The following is a 23,954-nucleotide window of genomic DNA, read 5'->3' on the forward strand; positions in this document are numbered from 1 at the left end:
ACGCCCATGCGCGCCGACACGGAATCAGAAGCCGGGCTTCACAACATGCCCTAACTCCAACTGGCGTGCAGCGGCTGGCCCTCGGCGTATCCCGCGGCGCTCTGGACGCCGACGATCGCCTTCTCCGCGAACTCCTCCAGCGAGTTGGCCCCGGCGTAGGTGCAGGACGAGCGGACTCCCGCGACGATCGAGTCGATCAGGTCCTCCACACCGGGCCGCGACGGATCGAGGAACATCCGGGAGGTGGAGATGCCCTCCTCGAACAGTCCCTTCCGGGCCCGGTCGTACGCCGACTCCTCGCTCGTACGGTTCCGTACGGCGCGGGCCGAGGCCATACCGAAGGACTCCTTGTACAGCCGTCCGTCGGCGGTCTGCTGGAGGTCGCCCGGAGACTCGTACGTACCGGCGAACCAGGAGCCGATCATGACGTTGGAGGCGCCCGCGGCGAGCGCCATGGCGACATCGCGCGGATGCCGGACGCCGCCGTCGGCCCATACGTGTCTGCCGGACTTCCTCGCCTCCGCCGCGCACTCCCTGACGGCCGAGAACTGCGGCCGGCCGACGCCGGTCATCATGCGCGTCGTGCACATCGCGCCCGGGCCGACACCGACCTTGACGATGTCCGCACCGGCCTCGATCAGATCGCGCACGCCTTGCGCGGAGACGACATTGCCCGCGACGACGGGCACCATCGGGTCGAGCGCGCGGACCGCCCGGACGGTCGCGATCATCGACTCCTGGTGTCCGTGCGCGGTGTCCACGACGAGCGTGTCGACACCCGCGTCGAGAAGCTGGGCCGCCTTGCCCGCGACATCGCCGTTGATCCCGACGGCGGCGGCGATCCGCAGCCTGCCCGCGGCGTCCGTGGCGGGTGTGTAGAGCGTCGCGCGCAGGGCGCCCTTCCGGGTCAGGATGCCGACCAGACCGCCTTCGGCGTCGACGGCCGGAGCGAGCTTGCGGTTGGCGTTGTCGAGCGTGTTGAACGCCTCGCGCGGATCCATGTCCGCGGCGATCAGCAGCAGATCCTTCGACATGACCTCGGAGAGCTGGGTGAAACGGTCCACTCCGCTCAGATCGTGCTCGGTGACGATCCCGACGGGCCGGTGGCCGCCGTCGACCACGACACCCGCGCCGTGCGCGCGCTTGGGCAGCAGGGACAGCGCGTCGCCGACGGTCTGGCTGGGCGCCAGCACGATGGGTGTGTCGAGTACGAGATGGCGCGTCTTGACCCAGGAGATGACCTCGGTGATGACCTCGATCGGGATGTCCTGGGGAATGACGACCAGCCCGCCGCGCCGGGCGACGGTCTCGGCCATCCGACGGCCCGCGATGGCCGTCATATTGGCGACGACGAGCGGGATGGTGGTGCCCGTACCGTCCTGGGCGGAGAGATCCACGCCCTGGCGGGAGCCGACGGCCGAGCGGCTCGGCACCATGAAGACATCGTCGTACGTCAGATCGTAGGGAACCGGAGCACTCTCCACATGGCGGCCGGTACCCGGTTCGAGGAAACGCATAGATCTCACATTTTCCGGTGGAAACGGCGCAGGTCGTCTCCACGAAAGGCGCAGCAAAACGCCCCCGCGTTCGTCTGCTCCTCCGGGAGTGTCCCTCCGGAAAGCTGCGGAAGGTACGGAGGAGGTACGGGGGCTCCGAGGCCAGGAAGTGGAACCTGCCTTACCCCAGGAGCTTACCGTGCGCCTCGCATCCCGCGCGGCGCGGTCGGCCGTCCGTGATCGGCCTCGACCGGCCGTGCGTGCTCGGCCTCGATCAGCCGTCCGGGATCGGCCCCAACCGGCCGTCCGTACTCGGCCTCGATCGGCCGGTCCGCAGTCGGCCGAGCCCTGGCCGGCCTCGGTCGCCGTCCGCGGTCGGCCCGCCCACGGTCACTCGTCCGGGTCGCACCGCTCCAGCGCGGGCCTCGGCGCCGGTTCGAACTCGGTCAGCAGGAAGTCCGCCGCCGCGGTGTCGGTCACCAGACTGGTGACCAGCCCGGACCTGAGGACCGCGCCGATCGCCTCGCCCTTGCGCGGCCCGCCCGCGATCGCCACGACCTCCGGGATACGGCGCAGCCGCTCGGCCTCGACCGTGATACACCGTTCGCCCAGGTCACGGCCGACCCGTCGGCCCTCCGCGTCGAAGAGATGGGCGGACATCTCGGCGGCGACGCCGAGCGAGGCGTAGTGGGACCGCTCCTCGTCGGTGAGCATGTCGTGCACCGCGGAGATACCGGGCTCCCACGAGCCGATGGAGACCGCGGCGACGGTGACCTTGTCGAAGTACTCGAAGGCGCGCGCGATACCGGTCTGGTTGCGCAGCGCGGCGGCGGTCGCCGGATCGGGCAGCAGCATCGGGGCGTAGATCGGGTGGGCCTCGCCGCCGGACACCTGGGCCGCGCGCCGTACCGCCTCGACCGAGCCGCGCTCGGCGGTGCCCGCGTCGTACACACCGGTGAGCTGGACGACCGTACAGGGCGGCAGCCGGTCGAGCGCCGCCGCCATATGGATGGTGGACCGGCCCCAGGCCAGCCCGAGCACATCGCCCTCGACCACCAGTTCGCCGAGCAGATCGGCCGCGACCTCGCCGAGATTCTCCGGATCGGGCGACTCGTCGCCGCCCTCCGCGGGCGATTCGACGACCACCGCGTGCCGCAGTCCGTACCGCGCGCGCAGCGCGTCGGAACGCTCCGCGTCCAGCTCCGCGGGGACGCGGATCTCGATCCTCACGAGATCGCGCTCCAGCGCCGTCTCCAGGACCCGGGCCACCTTGAAGCGGCTGACGCCGAACTCCTCGGCGATCTGGATCTTGGACTTTCCCTCAAGGTAGAAGCGACGGGCCATGGCCGCCGCCTGCACCAGCTCCGCGGGTCCCATCCGCAGGGCGGACCGACCCGCCGACATTGCAGACACCGCGATCTCCTCACTGCTGTGCGCACTCTGGACTCGCTGTTCATCCTGTCAGATCCAGCGATCCTTGATCGGCCCGAAAGGGCCCCGTTCATATTCCCGTGGCTCACTGGACGGCTGGGAGGCCGGCCGTTGTCCGGCTCGGTGGCCGACTCAGTGGCCGACTCCGTGTCCGCACGCCCAGGAGGCCGTGGCGGTGGCCTTGGCGGCCTGATCGCGCAGGGTACGTACCGCCTCGGCCGGATCGTCCGCTCCGTACACGGCGGAGCCCGCGACGAAGACATCGGCGCCGGCCTCGGCGCATCGCTCGATGGTGCTCGCCGAGACTCCGCCGTCGACCTGGAGCCACAGTTCGAGTCCGTGCTTGGAGATCAGCTCCCGGGTACGGCGGATCTTGGGCAGCATGATGTCCAGAAAGGCCTGACCGCCGAAGCCCGGCTCCACGGTCATGATCAGCAGCATGTCCAGCTCGGGCAGCAGATCCTCGTACGGTTCGACGGGCGTCGCGGGCTTCAGCGCCATGGACGCCCGCGCTCCCTTGGCCCGGATCTCACGCGCCAGCCGTACGGGAGCGGCGGCGGCCTCCACATGGAAGGTCACGGAGCCCGCGCCCGCCTCGACGTACTGAGGCGCCCAGCGGTCGGGGTCCTCGATCATGAGATGGCAGTCCAGCGGGGTGTCCGTCGCCCGGCCGAGCGCTTCGACCACCGGTACGCCCAAGGTCAGATTGGGCACGAAGTGGTTGTCCATGACATCGACATGGAGCCAGTCGGCGCCGTCGACCGCAGCCGCCTCCTCGGCGAGACGGGCGAAGTCGGCGGACAGGATGCTGGGGTTGATCTGGGCCATGTGCCAAGCCTGCCATGCTCCGGACCACTTCCTGACCGCCCTGTGGACCTCTGTGCGAACGGATGCCGAAGGGGAGCGGCACAGTCCGCCCAAACCGGCGGATTCGGTACCGCTGAGCAGATCGGGAGAGGACCTCCGTGGTCGCTCAGGGGTCGCTCAGGCCGTACGGCGCAACAGGGCCAGATACATCGCGTCCGTGCCGTGCAGATGCGGCCAGAGCTGGACATCGGGGCCGTCGCCGAGCGCCGGTACGCCCGGCATCAGCGCTCTCGCGTCGATCCATTCGGCCCGCACCGCCGGACCGCCGCGCCCTTTGAGGACGTCCTCGACAACGGCCTTGGTCTCCGCGAGATGCGGGGAGCAGGTCGCGTAGCCGACGATCCCGCCGATCCGTACGGCGTCGAACGCGCCGCGCAGCAGTCCGCGCTGGAGCGGCGCGAAGCCCTCCAGATCCTCCGGGCGGCGGCGCCAGCGCGCCTCCGGCCTGCGCCGCAGCGCGCCGAGGCCCGAGCACGGAACATCGACCAGGACCCGGTCGAAGGAGCCGGGGATCCAGGGCGGGCGGGTGCCGTCCGCGGCGACGACCTGGTACGGGCCCGGGTTCCCGGCGAGCGCGCGTGCCACGAGCCTGGCCCGGTGCGGCTGTTTCTCGGCGGCGAGCAGGGACGCGCCGCGTTCGGCGGCCAGCGCCGCCATCAGCGCCGCCTTGCCGCCGGGGCCCGCGCAGCCGTCGAGCCAGCGCGCGTCGGGGCCCTCCAGCGGCGCGTTGGCGACGGCGACCGCGACAAGCTGGCTGCCCTCGTCCTGGACGCCGGCCCGGCCCTCCCGTACGGCGTCGACCGCGCCCGGTTCGCCGCCCTCGCTGAGCCGTACGGCATACGGCGACCAGCGGCCGGGAAGCCCGCCCTCCTCGCCCAGCACGGTCAGCAGCTCCTCGGCGGAGGCGCGGCCGGGCCGGGCGACAAGCGTGACCTCGGGCCGTTCGTTGTCGGCTTCGAGCAGGTCCTCGATCCCCGCGCGACCGCCGCCGAGCGCGTCCCAGAGCGCCGAGACCACCCAGCGGGGATGCGAGTGGACGACCGCGAGATGGTCCTCCGCGTCCTCGTCGTACGGCGGGGCGACGCGCTCCAGCCAGGTGTCCAGATCGTCCTGCGCGATCTTCCGCAGCACGGCGTTGACGAACCGGGCGCGCCCGTCGCCGAGCACCACCCGGGCCAGCTCCACACTCGCGGAGACGGCGGCGTGCGTCGGGATCCGCGTACCGAGAAGCTGGTGCGCGCCGAGCGCGAGCACGTCCAGTACCGGCGGATCGACCTCGCGCAGCGGCCGGTCGACGCAGGCCGAGATGATCGCGTCGTAGGTGCCCTGGCGGCGCAGCGTCCCGTACACCAGCTCGGTGGCGAGCGCGGCGTCCCGTGGCTCGAAGCCGCTGTTCTCGCGTGCCTTCTTCAGCAGCGGAGGCAGTACGAGATTGGCGTACGCGTCCCGCTCGTCGACGGCCCTGAGCGCCTCGAAGGCGAGGATCCGCACGGGATCCTTCTTGGGGCGGCGGTAGGGCTTGGCGGGACGGTGAGGGGCCTGCGCGTTCAAAGGTGCTCCGCGGTGAGAGATGGTGATCGCTTCCAGCCTAAGCGCTGCCCGGTGGCCGGAAAGAACCGTGCGCTCGGGAGAACCGTGCGCTTTGGGACGGCGCCACAGAATCCGCCACAGGGCCCAGGAGCGCGGGCGCGGCGCCTCAGTGCGCCGCGCCGAGCTGTTCGCCCGGGGCGATCCGTACTCCGCGTGCCCAGTCGGCCGCGCGCATCGGCTTCTTGCCCTGCGGCTGGACCCAGAGCAGCTCGACATCGTGCGAGCCGGTGCCGACGTACACATCGTTCTTGCCGACGGCCAGGGCCCCGGGCGCCAGTTCCGTACGCTCCGGCAGCAGCGCGAGCTGGATCAGCTTGAGCCGCTCGCCGCGGAAGACGGTCCAGGCGCCGGGCGCGGGAGTGCAGGCGCGGACGACGCGGTCCACACGGAGAGCGGGCGCGGCCCACTCCACCTGGGCGTCCTCGACGCTGATCTTGGGCGCGAGCGAGATGCCCTCGGCGGGCTGCGGTACGGGCTTGAGCGTGCCGTCCTCGATACCGTCCATGGTCGCGACGAGCAGTCCCGAGCCCGCGAAGGCCAGTCTGGTCAGCAGATCGCCGCTGGTGTCGGTGGGCCGTACGTGCTCCGTGAGCACGCCGTAGACCGGTCCGGAGTCCAGGCCCTCCTCGATCAGGAAGGTGGCCGCACCGGTCATCTCGTCGCCCGCCATGACCGCGTGCTGCACGGGCGCGGCGCCGCGCCAGGCGGGCAGCAGCGAGAAGTGCAGATTCACCCAGCCGTGGGCGGGTACGTCGAGGGCGACTCGCGGCAGCAGGGCGCCGTACGCGACGACGGGACAGCAGTCGGGGCCGATCTCCCGCAGCCGCGCGAGGAAGTCCTCGTCGCGCGGTTTGGCGGGTTTGAGCACCTCGATGCCCGACTCCTCCGCGCGCTGCGCGACCGGGCTGGCGACCAGCCTGCGTCCGCGGCCCGCGGGCGCGTCGGGCCGGGTCACGACGGCGGCGACCTCATGCCGGTCGGAGGCGATGAGTGCGTCCAGGGCGGGTACGGCGACCTCGGGGGTGCCGGCGAAGACGAGCTTCATCGGTGGCTGACTGCCTCTCGGGCTGATACGTACGGTGACGAGCGACGCACCAGTCTATGGGCCACGGCGGCGGGCGACGGCAGGGGGCGTACGTCGGTGTGCGCGCCCCGCGCATATGCGCATACGCCCCCGCAGCGTGACCACATCGCCAGGTGGCGCGTTGTCAAGAGAGATTGACCAACGCGGGCCGCACCGGTGCGGCCCGGATCCTTTTCAACGCCGGTTCGAGAGGCTTGTTCATGGCCGACCACGCAACCCACGACGCACAAGCCCGTGCAAGTCTCCACCTGTTGGTGCGGGACATCGAGCGGGTCCGGCGGCAGGTGGACGCGCTGCGCACCCTCACCGCCCAGTTGGGCAATGTCTACCGCCCGCGCCGTTCGGGCCCGTCCACGGGCTTCGTCGTCTACGGCAGGGCCCCCGCCCCGACCGTCCGTCTCGCACAGGAGCTGAGGGACAGTGTCGAGACTCTGGTGACCGCGGCCGTGGACTTCGACCGCTCGCTGGGTTTCTCGTGGGACGCGGTGGGCTCCGCGCTGGGCGTCACAAAGCAGGCGGTGCACCGCCGTTACGGTACGCGCAGGGCCGCCCAGCAGCCGGGCGCGGGCGAGGCGGACCGCGCGCAGGACACCGCCACGGTCCCGGCGGTCCCGGCCGCCCGCTCGATGCCGCCGCAGCCGACGGCGACAACCCAGTCCCTCCGCGAGGATCCCCGCCCACCGGCCTTCCCGGGCCCACGAGGCGGCTGACGAGCCGGCCGGGCTCTCTCCGTCGGTGCCCGACCGTCGGGACGGGTCGGAACCGGTCGGGGCCGACGTCCGCCCACCGGAGAGCCACGGGGGGTCCGTCCCGGTGCGGGACGGGCTCATGTCCCGTGAAACGCGCGGCCGGTCCCGGGGTCAGCCGATGTCCGGGGGATCGATCCGTACGCGTACGGGATCGCCGCCGCCTCGGGCCAGACGGGCCGCCTGGGCCGACTTCAGGGCGCTCGCCAGGGCCGCGCCGCTGCCCGGTGGTACCCGTAGCAGCGCTCGTTCCCAGTGCTCTCCCGGCGGCGGATCGCCCTGGCGGCGCGGTCTGCCCGGGTCCGTGGGCGGCAGCGATACGGGACCGAGCACCTGCGCGTCGCTCGGCAGCCCGGCCGCGGCCAGGAACGTACTCACCGCCTCCGGGCGGCCCGTCACCGCCGCCATCCGCGACACCGGCGGGAAGCCCAGCTCGGCCCGCTCCGCCAGCTCACGCTGCGCATGGCCCACCGGATCCCACCGCACCAGCGCCTGCACCGGCCGCAGCGTGGGCTCGGCGACCACCACGACCGTGCCGCCCTCGCTCTGTCCGCGCACCAGGGCGGCGGCCTGTATCCAGCGGCGCAGGGCCTCCTCGCCCGCCCGCAGGTCCGGCCGTCCGAGCATCGCCCAGCCGTCGAGCAGCAGCGCCGCCGCGTAACCGCCCTCGGCCACCGGCTCGGCGCCCGGTGTGCTGACCACGAGTGCCGGGCGGCCCGGTACGGAATCGAGGACATGGTCCCGTCCCGACGTACGGACCGGGACGGCCGGAAACGCCCGGCCCAGCTCCTCCGCCGTACGCCGCGCGCCGACGATCTGGGCGCGCAGCCGGGTGCCGCCGCACTCCGCGCAGTGCCAGCCCGGCTCGTCCCGGCCGCACCAGCCGCACCGCAGCTCCCGCTCTCCGGGCGCCTCCAGCGGGCCGGCGCAGTGGCGGCAGCGGGCCGGCGTACGGCAGCGCTCGCACGCCAGCCGGGGTACATAGCCGCGCCGGGGCACCTGCACCAGCACCGGGCCGGTCTTCAGCCCGTCCCTGACCGCCTGCCAGGCGAGGCTGGGCAGCCGGGCCGCGCGGGCTGCCTCGTCCCGCGCCAGTTCGCCGTCGCCGACGGTACGGATGAGAGGCGCGGCGATACGCACCTGCTCCCGGGGCGCCGTCAGCGGCAGCGCCCAGCCCGTGCCGACGAGCTGGGCCGCCTCGACGGTGCATCCCGTACTGCCCAGCAGGAAGCCGCACTTGTCGTGCGCGGCGCGCAGCAGCAGCACTTCGCGGGCGTGCGGCTGCGGCGCGTGCTGCTCGCTGTGGCTGCCGTCGCCGTCGTCCCAGATGGCCACCAGTCCCAGATCCCGGACCGGTGCGAACATGGCGGCGCGGGTCCCGACGACCGCGCGCACCGCACCGCGCCGTACCGCGAGCCACTCCCGATAGCGCTTCTCCGGGCCCGCTTCCGCCGTGAGCAGCGCGTGCCGGCCGGTGCCCAGCAGCGCCGTGAGCGCCGCGTCGACCCGCGCGGCGACCCGCCCGTCCGGTACGACGACGAGCGCGCCCCGCCCGGAGGCGAGCGTCGCCGCCACCGCGCGTGCCAGTTCGTCCGCCCAGTGCGGCCCGGGCAGCGCGGTCCATACGGCGCGCGGCGCACCGCCGCCGGCGAGCGCGTCGAGAAACGCCGCGCCGTTGCCGTACCGCTCCCATGTGCCCGGCTCGGGCGCGGCCGGCGACGGCAACGGCTCCGGGGAGGGCTTCGACTCGGCCCGCGCGTTCCTGGGCGGGATCGCGAGCTGGAGGACATCCGCGAGGCTTCCGGCATACCGGTCCGCCACGGCCCGAGCGAGCCCGAGCAGCTCGGCGCTGAGCACCGGCTCGGGCGAGACCACATCGGCCAGCGCGGCCAGCGGTCCCGTGTAGTCGGTATCAGCCCTGCGCTCGACGACGAATCCGTCGATCAGCCGCCCGCCCTCGCGCCGCCCGCCCCGCACCTGATGCGCCCCGGCCCCGAACCGCACCCGCACCCGCACCCCGGGCAGCGCCGTCCCGTCCAGCTCCTCCGGCACGGCGTAGTCGAAGAACTGGTCGAGATGCAGCACTCCCTTGTTCACCACCACCCGCGCCACCGGCAACTCCCCGGCCAACGCGGCCCCCCGCCACGTCCGCGGCTTCGCCCGCGGCACCTTCGCCTTCCGCACACTCTCCCGAATGAGCGCAAGCTGCTCAGGCCCACCACCGGCGGGATCCCGAGACTGCCTGTCATCGCTGCTCACAGCTCCATACCTACCAGACACCACCGACAGCGGCAGACGCGGTGGGATATCGGACATCACGTCCCGTGACCGTCTCGACACCCGGTGCGGGCTCCGGTTCTCTCCTCAAGAGGAAACGGGAAACGTCCCTATTCGCCTTGTTCGGCTTTACGGGCTGCCGCACGCTGATTCGGGTCACTCGCCGACAGCCCGGCCGCCGAGTGACGGAGGTTGAAGTGCTCGATCAGACGAACAGCTTCGGGCGGGAACTCCGACGGCGGCGCCTGGCGGCGTCGCTGTCGCTTGAGCAACTCGGAAAGCTCGTGCACTACAGCAAGGGCCAGCTCAGCAAGGTGGAGAGAGGTCTCAAGCGCCCCACACCGTGAGCTCACCCTGGACCCGGATGTCGCGGCTCCACCGGTGCAACGACAGGAGCAGCGGGTCACCCGTGTCGCGCTGCCGAGCGCAGTGGCGGACTACGACTTCTCGTTCTCCGCGACGGTGCGCTGGATTCTGGTGGAGGCCGGACAGGACGCTCCTCTCATCAATCCCGGGGGGCTGGCGGTCGACGCGGTGCTGAGGCGTGCCCGTGCGGTAACGGCAGAGCAGCCGCCCATGCGGAGCGCGCTTCTGCAACATCAGCTCGACGCGGCTCTGGGCATCATGCGTCCCGATCCGACGGACCGCGTCCTCGCGATGGCGCAGGATGTCTCGCTGGTCCTCCCGGAACCCGACCGTGAACGGCTCACCAGGCTCTCCGCGGTCCGCAAGGACGAAGATCTCTGGGAGCACGAACGCAACTACGAACGCAACAAGCGCGCATACCTCGGCGAGGACGTGTTGAAGGACACCGGAAGCGCGGTCGTGTGGTGGCTGTCCAAGAACGACGATCAGGTCGAGGGGGCGGTGGACCGTATCGGACTTCTGGCCAGCCTCTCCGCGGCTGCCAACAACGACGCCATCGCTCCCACGTTCCAGCATCTTGTGGCGCCGCCCGCCGACCATATGTTCGCCCCGGCGGGCGGCGGGCCCGAGTCGGCATACGACCCGGGATACAAAGCGGAAGACGCGGAAGCCGTCGGCACAGGTGAGCCGTCCCAGCCCTCCGGACCAGAGTCCACTGTGGACTCGCTGTTGGAATGGATCGGCTTCGGCCCCGACGACATGGATCTGGCTCTCTTCGCCGAACGCCTCGCGCAGATCGCTCAGCTCCATGGCAAGACAGCGGCAGCGGACAAGATCAGGAAACGGTTCGAGCCCCCTGAGCCGGATGACGGCACGAACGACGTCACGGAAGGACCCGAGCAGGAGGAGTAGCGCGAGGCCGTACGGCATGAAGAAGAGGCCCCGGACACCGTCACGGTGTCCGGGGCCTGCTTCAAGTTGGGTGGGTCAGAGGCCTGCGGCCTCGCGGAGGGCGTCCACTCGGTCCGTGGTCTCCCAGGTGAACTCGGGGAGTTCGCGGCCGAAGTGGCCGTACGCCGCCGTCTGGGCGTAGATCGGGCGGAGCAGGTCGAGGTCGCGGATGATCGCGGCCGGGCGGAGGTCGAAGACCTGGCCGATGGCCTGCTCGATCTTCTCGGTGTCGACCGTGGCGGTGCCGAAGGTCTCCACAAAGAGGCCGACCGGCTCGGCCTTGCCGATCGCGTAGGCGACCTGGACCTCGCAACGGGAGGCGAGGCCCGCCGCTACGACGTTCTTCGCGACCCAGCGCATCGCGTACGCGGCGGAGCGGTCGACCTTGGACGGGTCCTTGCCGGAGAAGGCGCCGCCGCCGTGCCGGGCCATACCGCCGTAGGTGTCGATGATGATCTTGCGGCCGGTCAGACCGGCGTCGCCCATCGGGCCGCCGATCTCGAAGCGCCCGGTCGGGTTGACCAGCAGACGGTAGCCCTCGGTCTCCAGCTTGATGCCGTCGTCGACCAGCTCCTGGAGGACATGCTCGACGACGAATTCACGTACGTCGGGAGCGAGCAGCGAGTCCAGGTCGATGTCCGAGGCGTGCTGCGAGGAGACGACGACCGTGTCGAGCCGGACGGCCTTGTCGCCGTCGTACTCGATGGTGACCTGGGTCTTGCCGTCCGGGCGCAGATACGGGATGGTCCCGTTCTTGCGGACCTCGGAGAGACGGCGCGAGAGCCGGTGCGCGAGGTGGATCGGGAGCGGCATCAGCTCCGGCGTCTCGTCGCAGGCGTAGCCGAACATCAGGCCCTGGTCGCCCGCGCCCTGCTTGTCCAGCTCGTCCTCATCGCCCTCGACACGCTTCTCGTACGCCGTGTCGACGCCCTGGGCGATGTCCGGCGACTGCGCGCCGATGGACACCGAGACGCCACAGGAGGCACCGTCGAAGCCCTTCTTCGAGGAGTCGTAACCGATCTCCAGGATCTTGTCCCGCACGAGCTGGGCGATCGGCGCGTAGGCCTTGGTGGTGACCTCGCCGGCCACATGGACCTGACCGGTGGTGATCAAGGTCTCCACGGCGACGCGGGAGGACGGGTCCTCCCGCAGGAGCGCGTCAAGAATGGTGTCGCTGATCTGGTCAGCGATCTTGTCGGGGTGACCTTCGGTCACGGACTCCGAGGTGAACAGACGGCGGGACACATCGCTCCCTGAGGTTGCAGCGGCTGCTGGCTGATCATTGGCGGACCGGCGGGGGGCTGCAGCCCCGCGACGGACCACGACCACTTTATCGGTCGTATGACGCCACGGGGCGAAGTGTCTCGTTCTGTGGGAGTCCCGTCGCCCGCGGCACTGCATTATGCGATACGGCGATCGACCCTGGCCAGAGCCCGCTACGCCGGATTAGAGCCGTTCTCAAGTGCCGGGAACGGCTGCTCAGGAAACGGTCTCGCGAAAGAGGCCGACCGAAGGACACGCAACACAGAATTCACGCGAGCCCCGGTTCACGTCCCGTCCGGACACGTCCGCGCCCTATTTCTCACCATTCGCCTCCCCATCGCTCCGGCCGCACACGGCGCCGGGCCCGGCTACCGAGGCTCGCCATCCGGGGCCGGGCCCGGCCTGCTGCCCAGTCTCGGCACCACCAGATCCCAGACGACCTCCGCGAGGGCCTCCTTCGGCCCGTAGGGCACCGGAGTCTCCCCGCCGTCCGCGGCCAGCACCACCGCTTCGTTCTCCTCCGTACCGAAGGTCTTCCGCTCCCCCACCTCATTGACGACCAGCAGGTCACATCCCTTGCGCAGCAGTTTGCGCCGGCCGTTGGCGAGCACATCGTCCGTCTCCGCCGCGAAACCGACGATCACCTGCTCCTTGTGCGCGCGCTCGGCCGAGATCTCGGCGAGGATGTCCGGGTTGCGCACCAGCGCGACCGGCGCCGGCTCCTCGCCGTCCTTCTTCTTGATCTTTCCCTCGGCGTACACGGCCGGTCTGAAGTCGGCGACGGCAGCCGCCATGACCACCGCGTCGGCCTCCGCCGCGGCCTTCAGCACGGCCTCCCTGAGCTGTACGGCCGTCCCGACATGGACCACATCGACGCCCGTCGGGTCCGCCATCCCCGTATTGGCCTCGATCAGAGTGACCCTGGCTCCCCGGGCCGCCGCCGTACGGGCCAGGGCGAATCCCTGCTTGCCCGAGGAGCGGTTTCCCAGATAGCGCACCGGGTCGAGCGGCTCGCGCGTACCGCCCGCGCTGACCACGACATGGCGGCCCGCCAGATCCGGTTCCGGGACACCGCGCGCCAGGACCCGGCGGCAGAGCTCGAAGATCTCACCCGGATCGGGCAGCCGGCCCTTGCCGGTGTCGACACCGGTGAGCCGGCCGACGGCGGGCTCGATGACCACGGCCCCACGGCGGCGCAGCGTCGCGACATTCTCCCGCGTGGCCGGGTGCTCCCACATCTCGGTGTGCATGGCCGGTGCGAAGACAACCGGGCAGCGGGCGGTGAGGAGCGTATTGGTGAGCAGATCGTCGGCGAGACCGTGCGCCGCCTTGGCGAGCAGATCCGCGGTGGCCGGAGCGACGACGACCAGATCGGCGGACTGCCCGATCCGTACGTGCGGCACCTCATGGACATCGTCCCAGACCTCGGTGGAGACGGGATGGCCGGAGAGCGCCGACCATGTCGCGGCCCCGACGAAGTGCAGCGCGGAGGCGGTCGGCACGACCCGTACGTCATGGCCGGACTCGGTGAGTCTGCGCAGCAGCTCGCACGCCTTGTACGCCGCGATCCCGCCGGCGACCCCCAGAACGACCTTCGGCTTCTCCACCGTGTCTCCCCTCGACCCGACGACTCGACTTTCTCGTACCCGCTCGTACGTCCCAAGGACATGACACACCACAGGCCCGGCAGTCCGCTGCCGGGCCTGTGGATAAACGAGAGGAAGTGCGAACGTACTACTTAAGCTACTTAAGCGAACGTGCTACTGAACTACTGAGCGGGGCCCTCGATGGCCTCGGAGGTCAGCAGACCCGCGTTGATCTCGCGCAGGGCGATGGAGAGCGGCTTCTCGTGGACATGGGTGTCCACCAACGGGCCGACGTACTCGAGCAGGCCCTCACCGAGCTGCGAGTAGTACGCGTTGATCTGGCGCGCGCGCTTGGCCGCGTAGATCACGAGGCTGTACTTCGAGTCCGTGGCCTCGAGCAGCTCATCGATCGGCGGGTTGATGATGCCCTCGGGCGTGGTGATGGAAGAGGACACTCTCTAGCCTTCCGAAGAAAATGCAGGGAAATTCAGGGAGATACCGGCGGCCCGTACCGGCGCCGCCGACGGTGGGATTCCCGCATCGGGAAAAGCCCACAAAAGATCATGCAACTGCCATCAAGGCTAGCAGCTCACGTGCGACGTCCTCGACAGAGGTGTTGACCAGGGTCGTATCGAACTCCGACTCGGCGGCCAGTTCCACCTTGGCGACCGCCAGCCGGCGCTCGATCACCTCGGGCGATTCGGTGCCCCGGCCGGTGAGCCGGCGCACCAGCTCGTCCCAGCTCGGCGGTGCCAGAAAGACCAGCCGGGAATCGGGCAGCGATTCCTTGACCTGCCGGGCGCCCTGGAGATCGATCTCCAGAAGGACGGGCTCACCCGATCCCAGCCGGTCGAGGACCGCCTGCCGCGGAGTGCCGTAGCGATGGCCCGCGAACTCCGCCCATTCCAGCAGTTCACCATTGGCGACCAGTTTGTCGAACTCCTCGTCGGTGACAAAGAAGTACTGGACGCCGTGGCGTTCGCCGGGGCGCGGCTTTCTTGTGGTGGCCGACACCGAGAGCCATACCTCGGGGTGGACCTTGCGCATATGGGCGACGACCGTGCTCTTGCCGACCCCGGAAGGGCCGGAGAGCACGGTCAGCCGCGGTCGTACCTCTGCTGCCATGCAGCGATTATCCAGGTTCCCGGGAGTCTCCGGGAACGTCAGGCGCCGCTGCCGCCGAACTCGCGCTCAAGGGAGGCGATCTGGTTGGAGCCGAGACCTCGGACACGCCGGCTCTCGGAGATGCCGAGCCGCTCCATGATCTGCTTGGCGCGGACCTTGCCCACGCCGGGCAGGGACTCGAGCAGTGCGGAGACCTTCATCTTCCCGATGACGTCATTCTCCTGGCCCTGCTTGATGACGTCATGGAGAGAGGCGCCGGAGTGCTTGAGTCGATTCTTGACCTCGGCCCGCTCCCGGCGAGCCGCGGCGGCCTTTTCGAGCGCGGCTGCGCGCTGTTCAGGGGTAAGGGGCGGAAGAGCCACGCCTACGTCACCTCGGATGTCGAACTGTCGGATACGGACCGGTGAGGAACCTGTTCGCCCCACACCAGGCGAGCAACGGGCAACGTACTGCACGTTGGCTCTCGACGGAGACTAGCGGCCAAGGCCGCTGGAGTCAGCGAGAACAGACGAAAAGTCCTGGTCAGCATCGATCAGGGGTGACATTTTGGTCATTTTGCCCAACTTTTTGGACAGTGGGCCCGGCGAGAAGCCCGTGATCGCCATCCATGTGTACGGGGCAAGCTCCCGCTGGGCCTTTCGGCGGACCGCTCCACGGACTGCGCCGCGGGCCTCCCCGCACACCTCCCTCACACCTCTCCGACCGCCGTCCGCACCTCGGCCGCGAACCGCCGCGCGGCCTCCCGAAGGGCACTGATGTCCGGACCGTGGCGCAGCACTCCTCGGCTGACGCTCGGGACCACATTGCCCACCGCGCCACCGAACAAACCGGGCAGATCGGCCGGGGCCGCGCCCTGTGCGCCGATGCCGGGAGCGAGCAGCGGACCGTTGATCGCGAGATCCGCGCCCGCCCGCGCGAGCGTCGCCCCGACGACCGCGCCGACGGATCCGAGCGGTTGCGCGCCCGCGTTCTCGGCGGCCATGTGGTCGAGCATGAGCTGTGCCACCGACCGGCCGTCGGCGGCGGTGGCGCGCTGCACCTCGGCGCCCTCGGGATTGGAGGTGAGCGCGAGCACGAAGACTCCGGCACCCGAGACGGCCGCCGCGTCCAGCGCCGGCCGCAGGGATCCGAAGCCGAGGTACGGCGAGACCGTGACCGCGTCCGAGAAGAGCGGCGAGTCCTTGTCCAGATAGGTCGCCGCGTACGCCGCCATCGTCGAACCGATGTCACCGCGCTTGGCGTCCATCAGGACCAGCGCTCCGGCCGCCCGCGCCTCCTCGACGGCCTTCTCCAGTACGGCGATACCGCGCGAGCCGAAGCGCTCGAAGAACGCCGACTGCGGTTTCAGCACGGCCACGCGGTCGGCGAGTGCCTCCACCGTCGTACGGGTGAAGCGCTCAAGGCCCGCGACATCGTCACCGAGGCCCCAGGCCGTGAGCAGCGAGCCGTGCGGATCGATACCGACACAGAGCTGACCCCGGGTGTCCATGGCATGCCGCAGCCGGGCCCCGAAGGGCTCCCGACCGTCCCGGTGGCCCTCGGAGCCAGGTCCGGTGCCTGGACCGGTGCCAGGTCCGACACCGGTGCCAGCGCCAACGCCAGCGCCGGACCGTTCGCCGGACAGTTCCTCGGTCATGCGGTCACCTTCCGGGTGTCTGCGCCGACGGCCTCGGCGAGCGTGGCGTACGGGCTGACCCTGAGCCGGGCCGCGAGTCCCTTGTGCACGGAGCGGCTCCAGAACGGGCCCTCGTAGATGAACGCGCTGTAGCCCTGGACCAGCGTGGCACCGGCGAGGATGCGCTGCCAGGCGTCCTCGGCGTTCTCGACACCGCCGACGCCCACCAGCGTGATCCGGTCGCCCACCCGCGCGTACAGCCGACGCAGCACCTCCAGCGAGCGCGCCTTCAAGGGCGCGCCCGACAGTCCGCCGGTCTCCGCGATCAGCCCGGGCTCCGACCTCAGCCCGAGTCCCTCGCGCGCCACGGTGGTGTTGGTGGCGATGATCCCGTCCAGACCGAGTTCGACGGCGAGATCGGCCACGGCGTCGATGTCCTCGTCCGCGAGATCGGGCGCGATCTTGACCAGCAGCGGGACCCGGCGGCCGGTGACGGTACGGTCGGCCGCCTCCCGTACGGCGGTCAGCAGCGGCCGGAGCAGGCCGACCGCCTGGAGGCTGCGCAGTCCCGGAGTGTTGGGCGAGCTGACATTGACCACGAGATAGTCGGCGTGGCCCGCCAGCCGCTCCGTCGAGAGAACGTAATCGGCGATCGCCTCACTCTCGGGGACGACCTTGGTCTTGCCGATGTTGACGCCGACGGTCGTCCTGAAGACCGCCTTGCGCGCCGCCAGCCGTGCCGCCACGGCGGCCGAGCCCTCGTTGTTGAAGCCCATCCGGTTGACCAGGGCGCGGTCGGCCACCAGCCGGAAAAGCCGCTGCCTGGGGTTGCCGGGCTGCGGCTCGCCCGTGACCGTACCGATCTCGACATGGTCGAAGCCGAGCATGGTCATGCCGTCGATGGCCAGGGCGTTCTTGTCGAAGCCCGCGGCGAGTCCGAAGGGACCGTGCATCCGCAGTCCGAACGCCTCGGTACGCAGCTCCCCGAAGCGCGGCGCGAGGGCCGCGGCGACGAACGTACGCAGCACGGGCACACGGGCCACCAGCCGGATCCAGCCGACGGCGAGATGGTGGGCGCGCTCCGGATCCATCCGCCGGAAGACCAGCCTGAAGAAGAATCTGTACGTGGAGTGGGACGTGGTGTGGGACATGGAGTGGCTCTTCCTCCGGCCTAGTCCTCGCGCGCCGCGGTCAGCCGCTCCGCGTGCTCCTGGAGCGAGCGGACGCCGACCTCGCCGTGGTTGAGGGCGTCGATGCCCTGGACGGCGGCGGCCAGTGCCTGGACCGTCGTGAGGCACGGGACACCGCGCGCCACCGCCGCGGTACGGATGTCGTAGCCGTCGAGACGGCCTCCGGTGCCGTACGGCGTGTTGACGATGAGGTCGACCTCTCCGTCGTGGATGAGCTGGACGACGGTCTTCTCGCCGTCCGGGCCCTCGCCCTCGCTCTGCTTGCGCACCACGACCGCGTTGATCCCGTTGCGCCTGAGCACCTCGGCGGTGCCTGAGGTGGCGAGCAGTTCGAAGCCGTGGGCGACCAGCTCACGCGCCGGGAAGATCATCGAGCGCTTGTCCCGGTTGGCTACGGAGATGAAGGCGCGGCCCTTGGTGGGCAGCGGCCCGTACGCGCCCGCCTGCGACTTGGCGTACGCCGTGCCGAAGGCCGAGTCGATGCCCATGACCTCGCCGGTGGAGCGCATCTCCGGGCCGAGAACGGTGTCCACGCCGCGCCCGTGGATGTCGCGGAAGCGCGACCACGGCATCACGGCCTCCTTGACCGAGATCGGCGCGTCGAGCGGCAGTGTGCCGCCGTCGCCATGGGCCGGCAGCAGCCCTTCGGCGCGCAGCTCGGCGATGGTGGCGCCCAGCGAGATCCGGGCAGCGGCCTTGGCGAGCGGTACAGCGGTCGCCTTGGAGGTGAAAGGGACCGTACGGGAGGCGCGCGGATTGGCCTCCAGGACGTACAGGATGTCGCCGGCCATCGCGAACTGGATATTGATCAGCCCGCGGACTCCGACGCCCTTGGCGATGGCCTCCGTGGAGGCGCGCAGCCGCTTGATGTCGAAGCCGCCCAGGGTGATCGGCGGCAGGGCGCACGCCGAGTCGCCGGAGTGGATACCGGCCTCCTCGATGTGCTCCATCACTCCGCCGAGATACAGCTCCGTGCCGTCGTAGAGCGCGTCCACGTCGATCTCGATGGCGTCGTCGAGGAACCGGTCCACCAGGACCGGCCGGGTGGGACTGATCTCGGTGGACTCGGCGATGTACGTGGAGAGCCTGGTCTCGTCGTACACGATCTCCATGCCGCGCCCGCCGAGGACGTACGAGGGCCGGACGAGGACCGGATAGCCGATCTCGTCGGCGATGGCCTTGGCCTCGGCGAAGGTGGTGGCGGTGCCGTGCTTGGGCGCGGGCAGTCCGGCCTCGGCGAGGACCCGGCCGAACGCGCCGCGGTCCTCGGCGGCGTGGATCGCCTCGGGAGGCGTGCCGACAATCGGTACGCCGTTGTCCTTGAGCGCCTGGGCGAGACCGAGCGGTGTCTGCCCGCCGAGCTGGACGATGACGCCCGCGATCGGGCCGGCCTGCGACTCGGCGTGCACGATCTCCAGGACGTCCTCCAAGGTGAGCGGCTCGAAGTAGAGCCGGTCGGAGGTGTCGTAGTCGGTGGAGACGGTCTCCGGGTTGCAGTTGACCATCACGGTCTCGTAGCCCGCGTCGCTGAGCGCGAAGGAGGCGTGGACACAGGAGTAGTCGAACTCGATGCCCTGGCCGATCCGGTTGGGTCCCGAGCCGAGGATGATCACGGCGGGCTTCTCGCGCGGCGCGACCTCGCTCTCCTCGTCGTAGGAGGAGTAGAAGTACGGCGTCTTCGCGGCGAACTCGGCGGCGCAGGTGTCCACCGTCTTGTAGACCGGGCGCACTCCGAGGGCGTGCCTGACCTCGCGGACCACGTCCTCGCGCAGACCGCGGATCCCGGCGATCTGGGCGTCGGAGAAGCCGTGCCGCTTGGCCTCGGCGAGCAGTCCGGGCGAGAGCCTCGCGGCGCCGGCCAGCTCGTCGGCGTACTCCTTGATCAGGAAGAGCTGGTCGACGAACCACGGATCGATCTTCGTCGCCTCGAAGACCTCCTCCTGGGTGGCGCCGGCGCGGATGGCCCGCATGACGGTGTTGATCCGGCCGTCGGTGGGCACCTTCGCGGTCTCCAGCAGCGCGTCTTTCGCGCCCGGCCCTACGATGCCGACGTCCTCGGTGAAGGAGAACTGGCTGCCGGCCTTCTCCAGCGAGCGCAGCGCCTTCTGGAGCGCCTCGGTGAAGTTACGGCCGATGGCCATGGCCTCACCGACCGACTTCATGGTGGTGGTGAGGCTGGCGTCGGCCGCCGGGAACTTCTCGAAGGCGAAGCGCGGCACCTTGACGACCACATAGTCGAGCGTCGGCTCGAAGGACGCCGGTGTCTTCTCGGTGATGTCGTTGGGAATCTCGTCCAGCGTGTAGCCGACGGCCAGCCGGGCGGCGATCTTCGCGATCGGGAAGCCGGTGGCCTTGGAGGCGAGCGCGGAGGAGCGGGAGACACGCGGATTCATCTCGATGACGATGATCCGGCCGTCCTCCGGATTGACCGCGAACTGGATGTTGCAGCCGCCGGTGTCCACACCGACCTCGCGGATCACGGCGATACCGATGTCCCGCAGGATCTGGTACTCGCGGTCGGTGAGCGTCATCGCGGGCGCGACGGTGATCGAGTCGCCCGTGTGCACACCCATCGGGTCGAAGTTCTCGATGGAGCACACGACCACGACATTGTCGTTCTTGTCGCGCATCAGCTCCAGCTCGTACTCCTTCCAGCCGAGGATGGACTCCTCCAGGAGCACCTCGGTGGTCGGCGAGAGCATCAGGCCCTGTCCGGCGATCCGCCGCAGCTCGCCTTCGTCGTGCGCGAAGCCGGAGCCGGCGCCGCCCATGGTGAAGGAAGGGCGGACGACGACGGGATAGCCGCCGAGTGTGCCGACTCCGGCCACGACCTCGTCCATGGAGTGGCAGATGACAGAGCGCGCGGACTCGCCGTGGCCGATCTTGGCGTGGACGGCCGCGACGACCTCCTTGAAGAGATCGCGGTCCTCGCCCTTGTTGATCGCCTCGACATTGGCGCCGATCAGCTCGACTCCGTACTTGTCGAGCGTGCCCGCGTCATGGAGGGAGATCGCGGTGTTGAGCGCGGTCTGGCCGCCCAGGGTGGGCAGCAGCGCGTCGGGACGCTCCTTGGCGATGATCTTCTCGACGAAGTCCGGTGTGATCGGTTCGACATAGGTGGCGTCGGCGATCTCCGGGTCCGTCATGATCGTGGCGGGATTGGAGTTGACCAGGATGACGCGCAGGCCCTCGGCCTTGAGGACACGGCAGGCCTGGGTACCGGAGTAGTCGAACTCAGCGGCCTGGCCGATGACGATCGGTCCTGAACCGATGACCAGGACGGACTGGATATCGGTGCGCTTAGGCACGCTGGTCCTCCATCAGGGATACGAAGCGGTCGAAGAGATACGCGGCGTCGTGCGGGCCCGCTGCCGCTTCGGGGTGGTACTGGACGCTGAAGACCGGCCGGTCGAGCAGTCGCAGGCCCTCGACCACGTTGTCGTTGAGACAGACGTGGGAGACCTCGGCGCGGCCGTAGGGAGTCTCCGAGATCAGGTCGAGCGGAGCGTCCACGGCGAATCCGTGGTTGTGCGCGGTGATCTCGACCTTCCCGGTGGTCCGGTCCTGTACGGGCTGGTTGATGCCGCGGTGGCCGTACTTCAGCTTGTACGTACCGAAGCCGAGCGCGCGGCCGAGGAGCTGGTTGCCGAAGCAGATGCCGAAGAGCGGCGTACCACGCTCCAGGACGCCCTTGACGACGGTGAGATCGGCGGTGGCCGGGTCGCCGGGACCGTTGGAGAGGAAGACGCCGTCAGGGCCGGTCGCGTACACCTCGTCCAGCGTGGCCGTGGCCGGCAGGACATGCACCTCGATACCGCGCTCGGCCATCCGGTGCGGTGTCATGCCCTTGATGCCGAGGTCCAGTGCGGCGACGGTGAACCGCTTCGGGCCTATGGCGGGCACGACGTAAGGACGCTCGGTGGCGACCTCGGCGGAGAGATCGGCGCCCGACATCCCGGGCACCGCCTGGACACGCGCGAGCAGTGCCGTCTCGTCCGCGAGCGCCTCGCCGGAGAAGATCCCGACGCGCATCGCGCCGCGCTCGCGCAGATGGCGGGTGAGCGCGCGCGTGTCGATACCGCTGATGCCGACGACGCCCTGGGCGAGAAGTTCCTCGTCGAGCGAGCGCCGTGAGCGCCAGTTGGACGGCGTGCGCGCCGGATCGCGTACGACATAGCCGGCGACCCAGATCCGCTTCGACTCCGGGTCCTCGTCGTTGACGCCGGTGTTGCCGACGTGCGGCGCGGTCATCACGACGACCTGGCGGTGGTACGACGGATCGGTCAGCGTCTCCTGGTAGCCGGTCATACCGGTGGAGAACACCGCCTCGCCGAACGTCTCCCCCACGGCTCCATAGGCACGGCCGCGGAAGCTGCGGCCGTCCTCCAGGACGAGTACGGCGTCGGGCGCCTGGGCACGGGCGGTTCCCCGGGCGGAGGTGGTCATCGTGCGGGGCCTTCCGTCGTGACGTGCATGGTGTCCGTGGCGGCGTTCCTGGCGCCTTGCGGCAGGGCCGTGAGGGCGTTGACGGCCTCGACCCAGGCGGTGTGCTCGGCGGAGCGGTCGGAGCGGAAGCCCGAGTCGATCAGCGTGCCGCCGTGCTGCCAGGTGACGATCAGCAGCCCGCCTTCGGCGAGGACCTTGCCCGCGATGCCCTTGTCGAGCCGTGCCTCGCGGAACTGTGCGGCCGGGATGAAGAAGTCGTTCGCGCCGGGCCGTACGACATCCAGCCCGGCGTCGGTGAGCGTCAGCTCCACCCGGCTGCGGGCGCCCAGGCCGTGGGCCACGATGCGGTCGAGCCACTGTCCGGCGGTGGTGGAGCCGTGGTAGCGGCCGGCCATCGCGAGAGTGGCCGTACCGGGTGCGGCGGGCGCGGTGGGCAGCTCGGGCAGCCCGGACTGGAGACTGCCGCGCCACTTCCAGCCCTGGCGCATCAGCCAGTACACGAACGCGATGAAGAGCAGCAGACCGACGACCCAGCCGACACGGGCGGCCCAGTCGGTCACCTCCGCCGACTTCTGCTCGGCGGCCACAGGGACCGGAAGGGCCAGAGGGAGGTGAAGCATCGCACTTGTCACGCCAGATTCCCGTCGACGACCGTGGCGCGGCCCCGGAGGAAGGTGTGGGTGACGCGTCCTGGCAGCTCACGGCCCTGATACGGGGTGTTGCGGCTGCGGGAGGCGAAGCCCGTCGGGTCCACGGGACCACGGTATGCCGGATCGACCAGGGTGAGGTTGGCGGGCTCGCCCACCGAGACGGGACGGCCGTGGCCGGTGAGACGGCCGATACGGGCCGGGCGGAACGACATCCGGTCGGCCACCCCGGCCCAGTCCAGCAGTCCGGTCTCCACCATGGTCTCCTGGACGACCGACAGCGCCGTCTCCAGGCCGACCATGCCCATGGCGGCGGCGGCCCACTCGCAGTCCTTGTCCTCGTGCGGATGCGGCGCGTGGTCGGTGGCGACACAGTCGATCGTGCCGTCCGCGAGCGCCGCGCGCAGCGCCTGTACGTCCGCCTCGGTCCGCAGCGGCGGATTCACCTTGTAGACCGGGTCGTACGAGCGGACCAGCTCGTCGGTGAGCAGGAGATGGTGCGGAGTGACCTCGGCCGTGACGTTCCAGCCCTTGGACTTCGCCCAGCGCACCAGCTCCACGGATCCGGCCGTCGAGAGATGGCAGATATGGACGCGGGAGCCGACATGGGCGGCGAGCAGCACATCGCGGGCGATGATCGACTCCTCGGCGACGGCCGGCCAGCCGCCGAGCCCCAGCTCGGCGGAGACGACGCCCTCGTTCATCTGCGCGCCCTCGGTCAGCCGCGGCTCCTGGGCGTGCTGTGCGATCACTCCGTCGAACGCCTTCACATACTCCAGCGCCCGCCGCATGATCACGGCGTCGTCCACGCACTTGCCGTCGTCCGAGAAGACGCGGACCTGGGCGGCGGAGTCGTGCATGGCGCCCAGCTCCGCGAGGTTCTTGCCCTCCAGTCCGACGGTCACGGCGCCGACCGGCTGGACATCGCAGTAGCCGTGCTCCCGGCCCAGCCGCCAGACCTGCTCGACCACACCGGCGGTGTCGGCCACGGGAAAGGTGTTGGCCATGGCGTGGACGGCGGTGAAGCCGCCGACGGCGGCGGCGCGGGTGCCCGTCAGCACGGTCTCGGAGTCCTCGCGGCCCGGCTCCCGCAGATGGGTGTGCAGATCGACCAGACCGGGCAGCAGCACACGTCCCTCGGCCGCCACGACCGTCGCGTCGCCCGCGTCCAGTCCCGGGCCCGTCGCCACGATGGTCTCGCCGTCGATCAGCACGTCCTGCGGCTCACCGCCGAGCAACCGCGCGCCCCGGATAAGGATCTTGCTCATGGTTAC

The 23,954-nt window shown here is 70.4% G+C and carries 20 protein-coding genes; 3 read left to right on the top strand and 17 right to left on the bottom strand.

Annotation, left to right across the window (positions count from 1 at the left end):
* Positions 1-50: 50 nt before the first annotated feature.
* The 5 genes from ACFV6H_RS08575 to fmt form a co-directional block, all read right to left on the bottom strand.
* Positions 51-1,517 carry a GuaB1 family IMP dehydrogenase-related protein gene (locus ACFV6H_RS08575; RefSeq protein ID WP_385540390.1) on the bottom strand — a complete coding sequence of 489 codons (1,467 nt, stop codon included), beginning with the start codon at positions 1,515-1,517 and terminating at the stop codon, positions 51-53.
* 369 nt (positions 1,518-1,886) lie between these two features.
* Complete coding sequence (locus ACFV6H_RS08580) at positions 1,887-2,900, bottom strand: sugar-binding transcriptional regulator (RefSeq protein WP_093603935.1); 1,014 nt, start codon at positions 2,898-2,900, stop codon at positions 1,887-1,889.
* A gap of 159 nt (positions 2,901-3,059) precedes the next feature.
* Positions 3,060-3,755, bottom strand: a complete 696-nt coding sequence (gene rpe, locus ACFV6H_RS08585; protein ID WP_384777090.1) for a ribulose-phosphate 3-epimerase — start codon at positions 3,753-3,755, stop codon at positions 3,060-3,062.
* 156 nt (positions 3,756-3,911) lie between these two features.
* On the bottom strand, positions 3,912-5,345 hold the full coding sequence (locus ACFV6H_RS08590; protein ID WP_385539913.1) for an RsmB/NOP family class I SAM-dependent RNA methyltransferase: 1,434 nt from the start codon (positions 5,343-5,345) through the stop codon (positions 3,912-3,914).
* A gap of 145 nt (positions 5,346-5,490) precedes the next feature.
* Entirely contained in the window at positions 5,491-6,429 is a 939-nt protein-coding gene (fmt, locus tag ACFV6H_RS08595; RefSeq protein ID WP_385539915.1) for a methionyl-tRNA formyltransferase, read from the bottom strand.
* Between the two features lie 239 nt (positions 6,430-6,668).
* Between fmt and ACFV6H_RS08600 the strand changes: the two genes are divergently transcribed.
* Positions 6,669-7,178 (top strand): hypothetical protein, encoded by a 510-nt coding sequence (locus tag ACFV6H_RS08600; RefSeq protein WP_384777099.1) that lies wholly within the window; start codon positions 6,669-6,671, stop codon positions 7,176-7,178.
* A 150-nt stretch (positions 7,179-7,328) separates the two neighbouring features.
* Here ACFV6H_RS08600 and ACFV6H_RS08605 read toward each other — a convergent pair whose 3' ends face one another.
* Positions 7,329-9,530 (bottom strand): primosomal protein N', encoded by a 2,202-nt coding sequence (locus ACFV6H_RS08605; RefSeq protein ID WP_385540392.1) that lies wholly within the window; start codon positions 9,528-9,530, stop codon positions 7,329-7,331.
* Positions 9,531-9,688: 158 nt separating this feature from the next.
* Between ACFV6H_RS08605 and ACFV6H_RS08610 the strand changes: the two genes are divergently transcribed.
* Positions 9,689-9,838: a helix-turn-helix domain-containing protein gene (locus ACFV6H_RS08610; protein ID WP_385539917.1), complete on the top strand. Its 150-nt coding sequence runs from the start codon at positions 9,689-9,691 to the stop codon at positions 9,836-9,838.
* A 34-nt stretch (positions 9,839-9,872) separates the two neighbouring features.
* Positions 9,873-10,769 carry a hypothetical protein gene (locus ACFV6H_RS08615; RefSeq protein ID WP_385539919.1) on the top strand — a complete coding sequence of 299 codons (897 nt, stop codon included), beginning with the start codon at positions 9,873-9,875 and terminating at the stop codon, positions 10,767-10,769.
* Positions 10,770-10,844: 75 nt separating this feature from the next.
* Here the strand turns inward: ACFV6H_RS08615 and metK are convergent, their stop codons facing one another.
* From metK to ACFV6H_RS08670, 11 genes are all read right to left on the bottom strand, one after another.
* Positions 10,845-12,053 carry a methionine adenosyltransferase gene (metK, locus tag ACFV6H_RS08620; protein WP_384777104.1) on the bottom strand — a complete coding sequence of 403 codons (1,209 nt, stop codon included), beginning with the start codon at positions 12,051-12,053 and terminating at the stop codon, positions 10,845-10,847.
* Positions 12,054-12,439: 386 nt separating this feature from the next.
* Complete coding sequence (gene coaBC, locus ACFV6H_RS08625; RefSeq protein WP_385539921.1) at positions 12,440-13,678, bottom strand: bifunctional phosphopantothenoylcysteine decarboxylase/phosphopantothenate--cysteine ligase CoaBC; 1,239 nt, start codon at positions 13,676-13,678, stop codon at positions 12,440-12,442.
* A gap of 161 nt (positions 13,679-13,839) precedes the next feature.
* Positions 13,840-14,112: a DNA-directed RNA polymerase subunit omega gene (rpoZ, locus tag ACFV6H_RS08630; protein ID WP_003970369.1), complete on the bottom strand. Its 273-nt coding sequence runs from the start codon at positions 14,110-14,112 to the stop codon at positions 13,840-13,842.
* A gap of 106 nt (positions 14,113-14,218) precedes the next feature.
* Complete coding sequence (gene gmk / locus ACFV6H_RS08635) at positions 14,219-14,782, bottom strand: guanylate kinase (protein WP_385539923.1); 564 nt, start codon at positions 14,780-14,782, stop codon at positions 14,219-14,221.
* Positions 14,783-14,820: 38 nt separating this feature from the next.
* Positions 14,821-15,144 carry an integration host factor gene (locus tag ACFV6H_RS08640; protein WP_066954827.1) on the bottom strand — a complete coding sequence of 108 codons (324 nt, stop codon included), beginning with the start codon at positions 15,142-15,144 and terminating at the stop codon, positions 14,821-14,823.
* 326 nt (positions 15,145-15,470) lie between these two features.
* Complete coding sequence (gene pyrF, locus ACFV6H_RS08645) at positions 15,471-16,418, bottom strand: orotidine-5'-phosphate decarboxylase (protein ID WP_385539925.1); 948 nt, start codon at positions 16,416-16,418, stop codon at positions 15,471-15,473.
* On the bottom strand, positions 16,415-17,548 hold the full coding sequence (locus tag ACFV6H_RS08650) for a quinone-dependent dihydroorotate dehydrogenase (RefSeq protein WP_385539927.1): 1,134 nt from the start codon (positions 17,546-17,548) through the stop codon (positions 16,415-16,417). Before ACFV6H_RS08650 ends, pyrF begins: the two co-directional genes overlap by 4 nt.
* A gap of 20 nt (positions 17,549-17,568) precedes the next feature.
* Positions 17,569-20,895 (bottom strand): carbamoyl-phosphate synthase large subunit, encoded by a 3,327-nt coding sequence (gene carB, locus ACFV6H_RS08655; RefSeq protein WP_385539929.1) that lies wholly within the window; start codon positions 20,893-20,895, stop codon positions 17,569-17,571.
* The gene (carA, locus tag ACFV6H_RS08660; protein WP_385539931.1) at positions 20,888-22,033 is read right to left on the bottom strand and encodes a glutamine-hydrolyzing carbamoyl-phosphate synthase small subunit; all 1,146 of its coding nucleotides are present in this window, start codon (positions 22,031-22,033) and stop codon (positions 20,888-20,890) included. Before carA ends, carB begins: the two co-directional genes overlap by 8 nt.
* Positions 22,030-22,653: a hypothetical protein gene (locus ACFV6H_RS08665; RefSeq protein ID WP_385540394.1), complete on the bottom strand. Its 624-nt coding sequence runs from the start codon at positions 22,651-22,653 to the stop codon at positions 22,030-22,032. The genes carA and ACFV6H_RS08665 overlap by 4 nt, the downstream gene beginning before the upstream one ends.
* An 8-nt stretch (positions 22,654-22,661) precedes the next feature.
* A complete protein-coding gene (locus ACFV6H_RS08670; protein ID WP_385539933.1) occupies positions 22,662-23,948 on the bottom strand; it encodes a dihydroorotase in 1,287 nt (428 codons plus the stop codon).
* Positions 23,949-23,954: the final 6 nt, after the last annotated feature.

The organism is Streptomyces sp. NPDC059743, from assembly GCF_042732975.1.
In the GTDB taxonomy this organism is placed as follows: Bacteria; Actinomycetota; Actinomycetes; order Streptomycetales; family Streptomycetaceae; genus Streptomyces.

Bases quoted from the DNA above. Each gene is read 5' to 3' on its own strand.
- ACFV6H_RS08575 (WP_385540390.1), bottom strand. From the start codon at position 1,517: ATGCGTTTCCTCGAACCGGGTACCGGCCGCCATGTGGAGAGTGCTCCG.
- ACFV6H_RS08580 (WP_093603935.1), bottom strand. From the start codon at position 2,900: ATGTCGGCGGGTCGGTCCGCCCTGCGGATGGGACCCGCGGAGCTGGTG.
- rpe (WP_384777090.1), bottom strand. From the start codon at position 3,755: ATGGCCCAGATCAACCCCAGCATCCTGTCCGCCGACTTCGCCCGTCTC.
- fmt (WP_385539915.1), bottom strand. From the start codon at position 6,429: ATGAAGCTCGTCTTCGCCGGCACCCCCGAGGTCGCCGTACCCGCCCTG.
- ACFV6H_RS08600 (WP_384777099.1), top strand. From the start codon at position 6,669: ATGGCCGACCACGCAACCCACGACGCACAAGCCCGTGCAAGTCTCCAC.
- ACFV6H_RS08605 (WP_385540392.1), bottom strand. From the start codon at position 9,530: ATGTCCGATATCCCACCGCGTCTGCCGCTGTCGGTGGTGTCTGGTAGG.
- gmk (WP_385539923.1), bottom strand. From the start codon at position 14,782: ATGGCAGCAGAGGTACGACCGCGGCTGACCGTGCTCTCCGGCCCTTCC.
- pyrF (WP_385539925.1), bottom strand. From the start codon at position 16,418: ATGACCGAGGAACTGTCCGGCGAACGGTCCGGCGCTGGCGTTGGCGCT.
- ACFV6H_RS08650 (WP_385539927.1), bottom strand. From the start codon at position 17,548: ATGTCCCACACCACGTCCCACTCCACGTACAGATTCTTCTTCAGGCTG.
- carA (WP_385539931.1), bottom strand. From the start codon at position 22,033: ATGACCACCTCCGCCCGGGGAACCGCCCGTGCCCAGGCGCCCGACGCC.
- ACFV6H_RS08665 (WP_385540394.1), bottom strand. From the start codon at position 22,653: ATGCTTCACCTCCCTCTGGCCCTTCCGGTCCCTGTGGCCGCCGAGCAG.
- ACFV6H_RS08670 (WP_385539933.1), bottom strand. From the start codon at position 23,948: ATGAGCAAGATCCTTATCCGGGGCGCGCGGTTGCTCGGCGGTGAGCCG.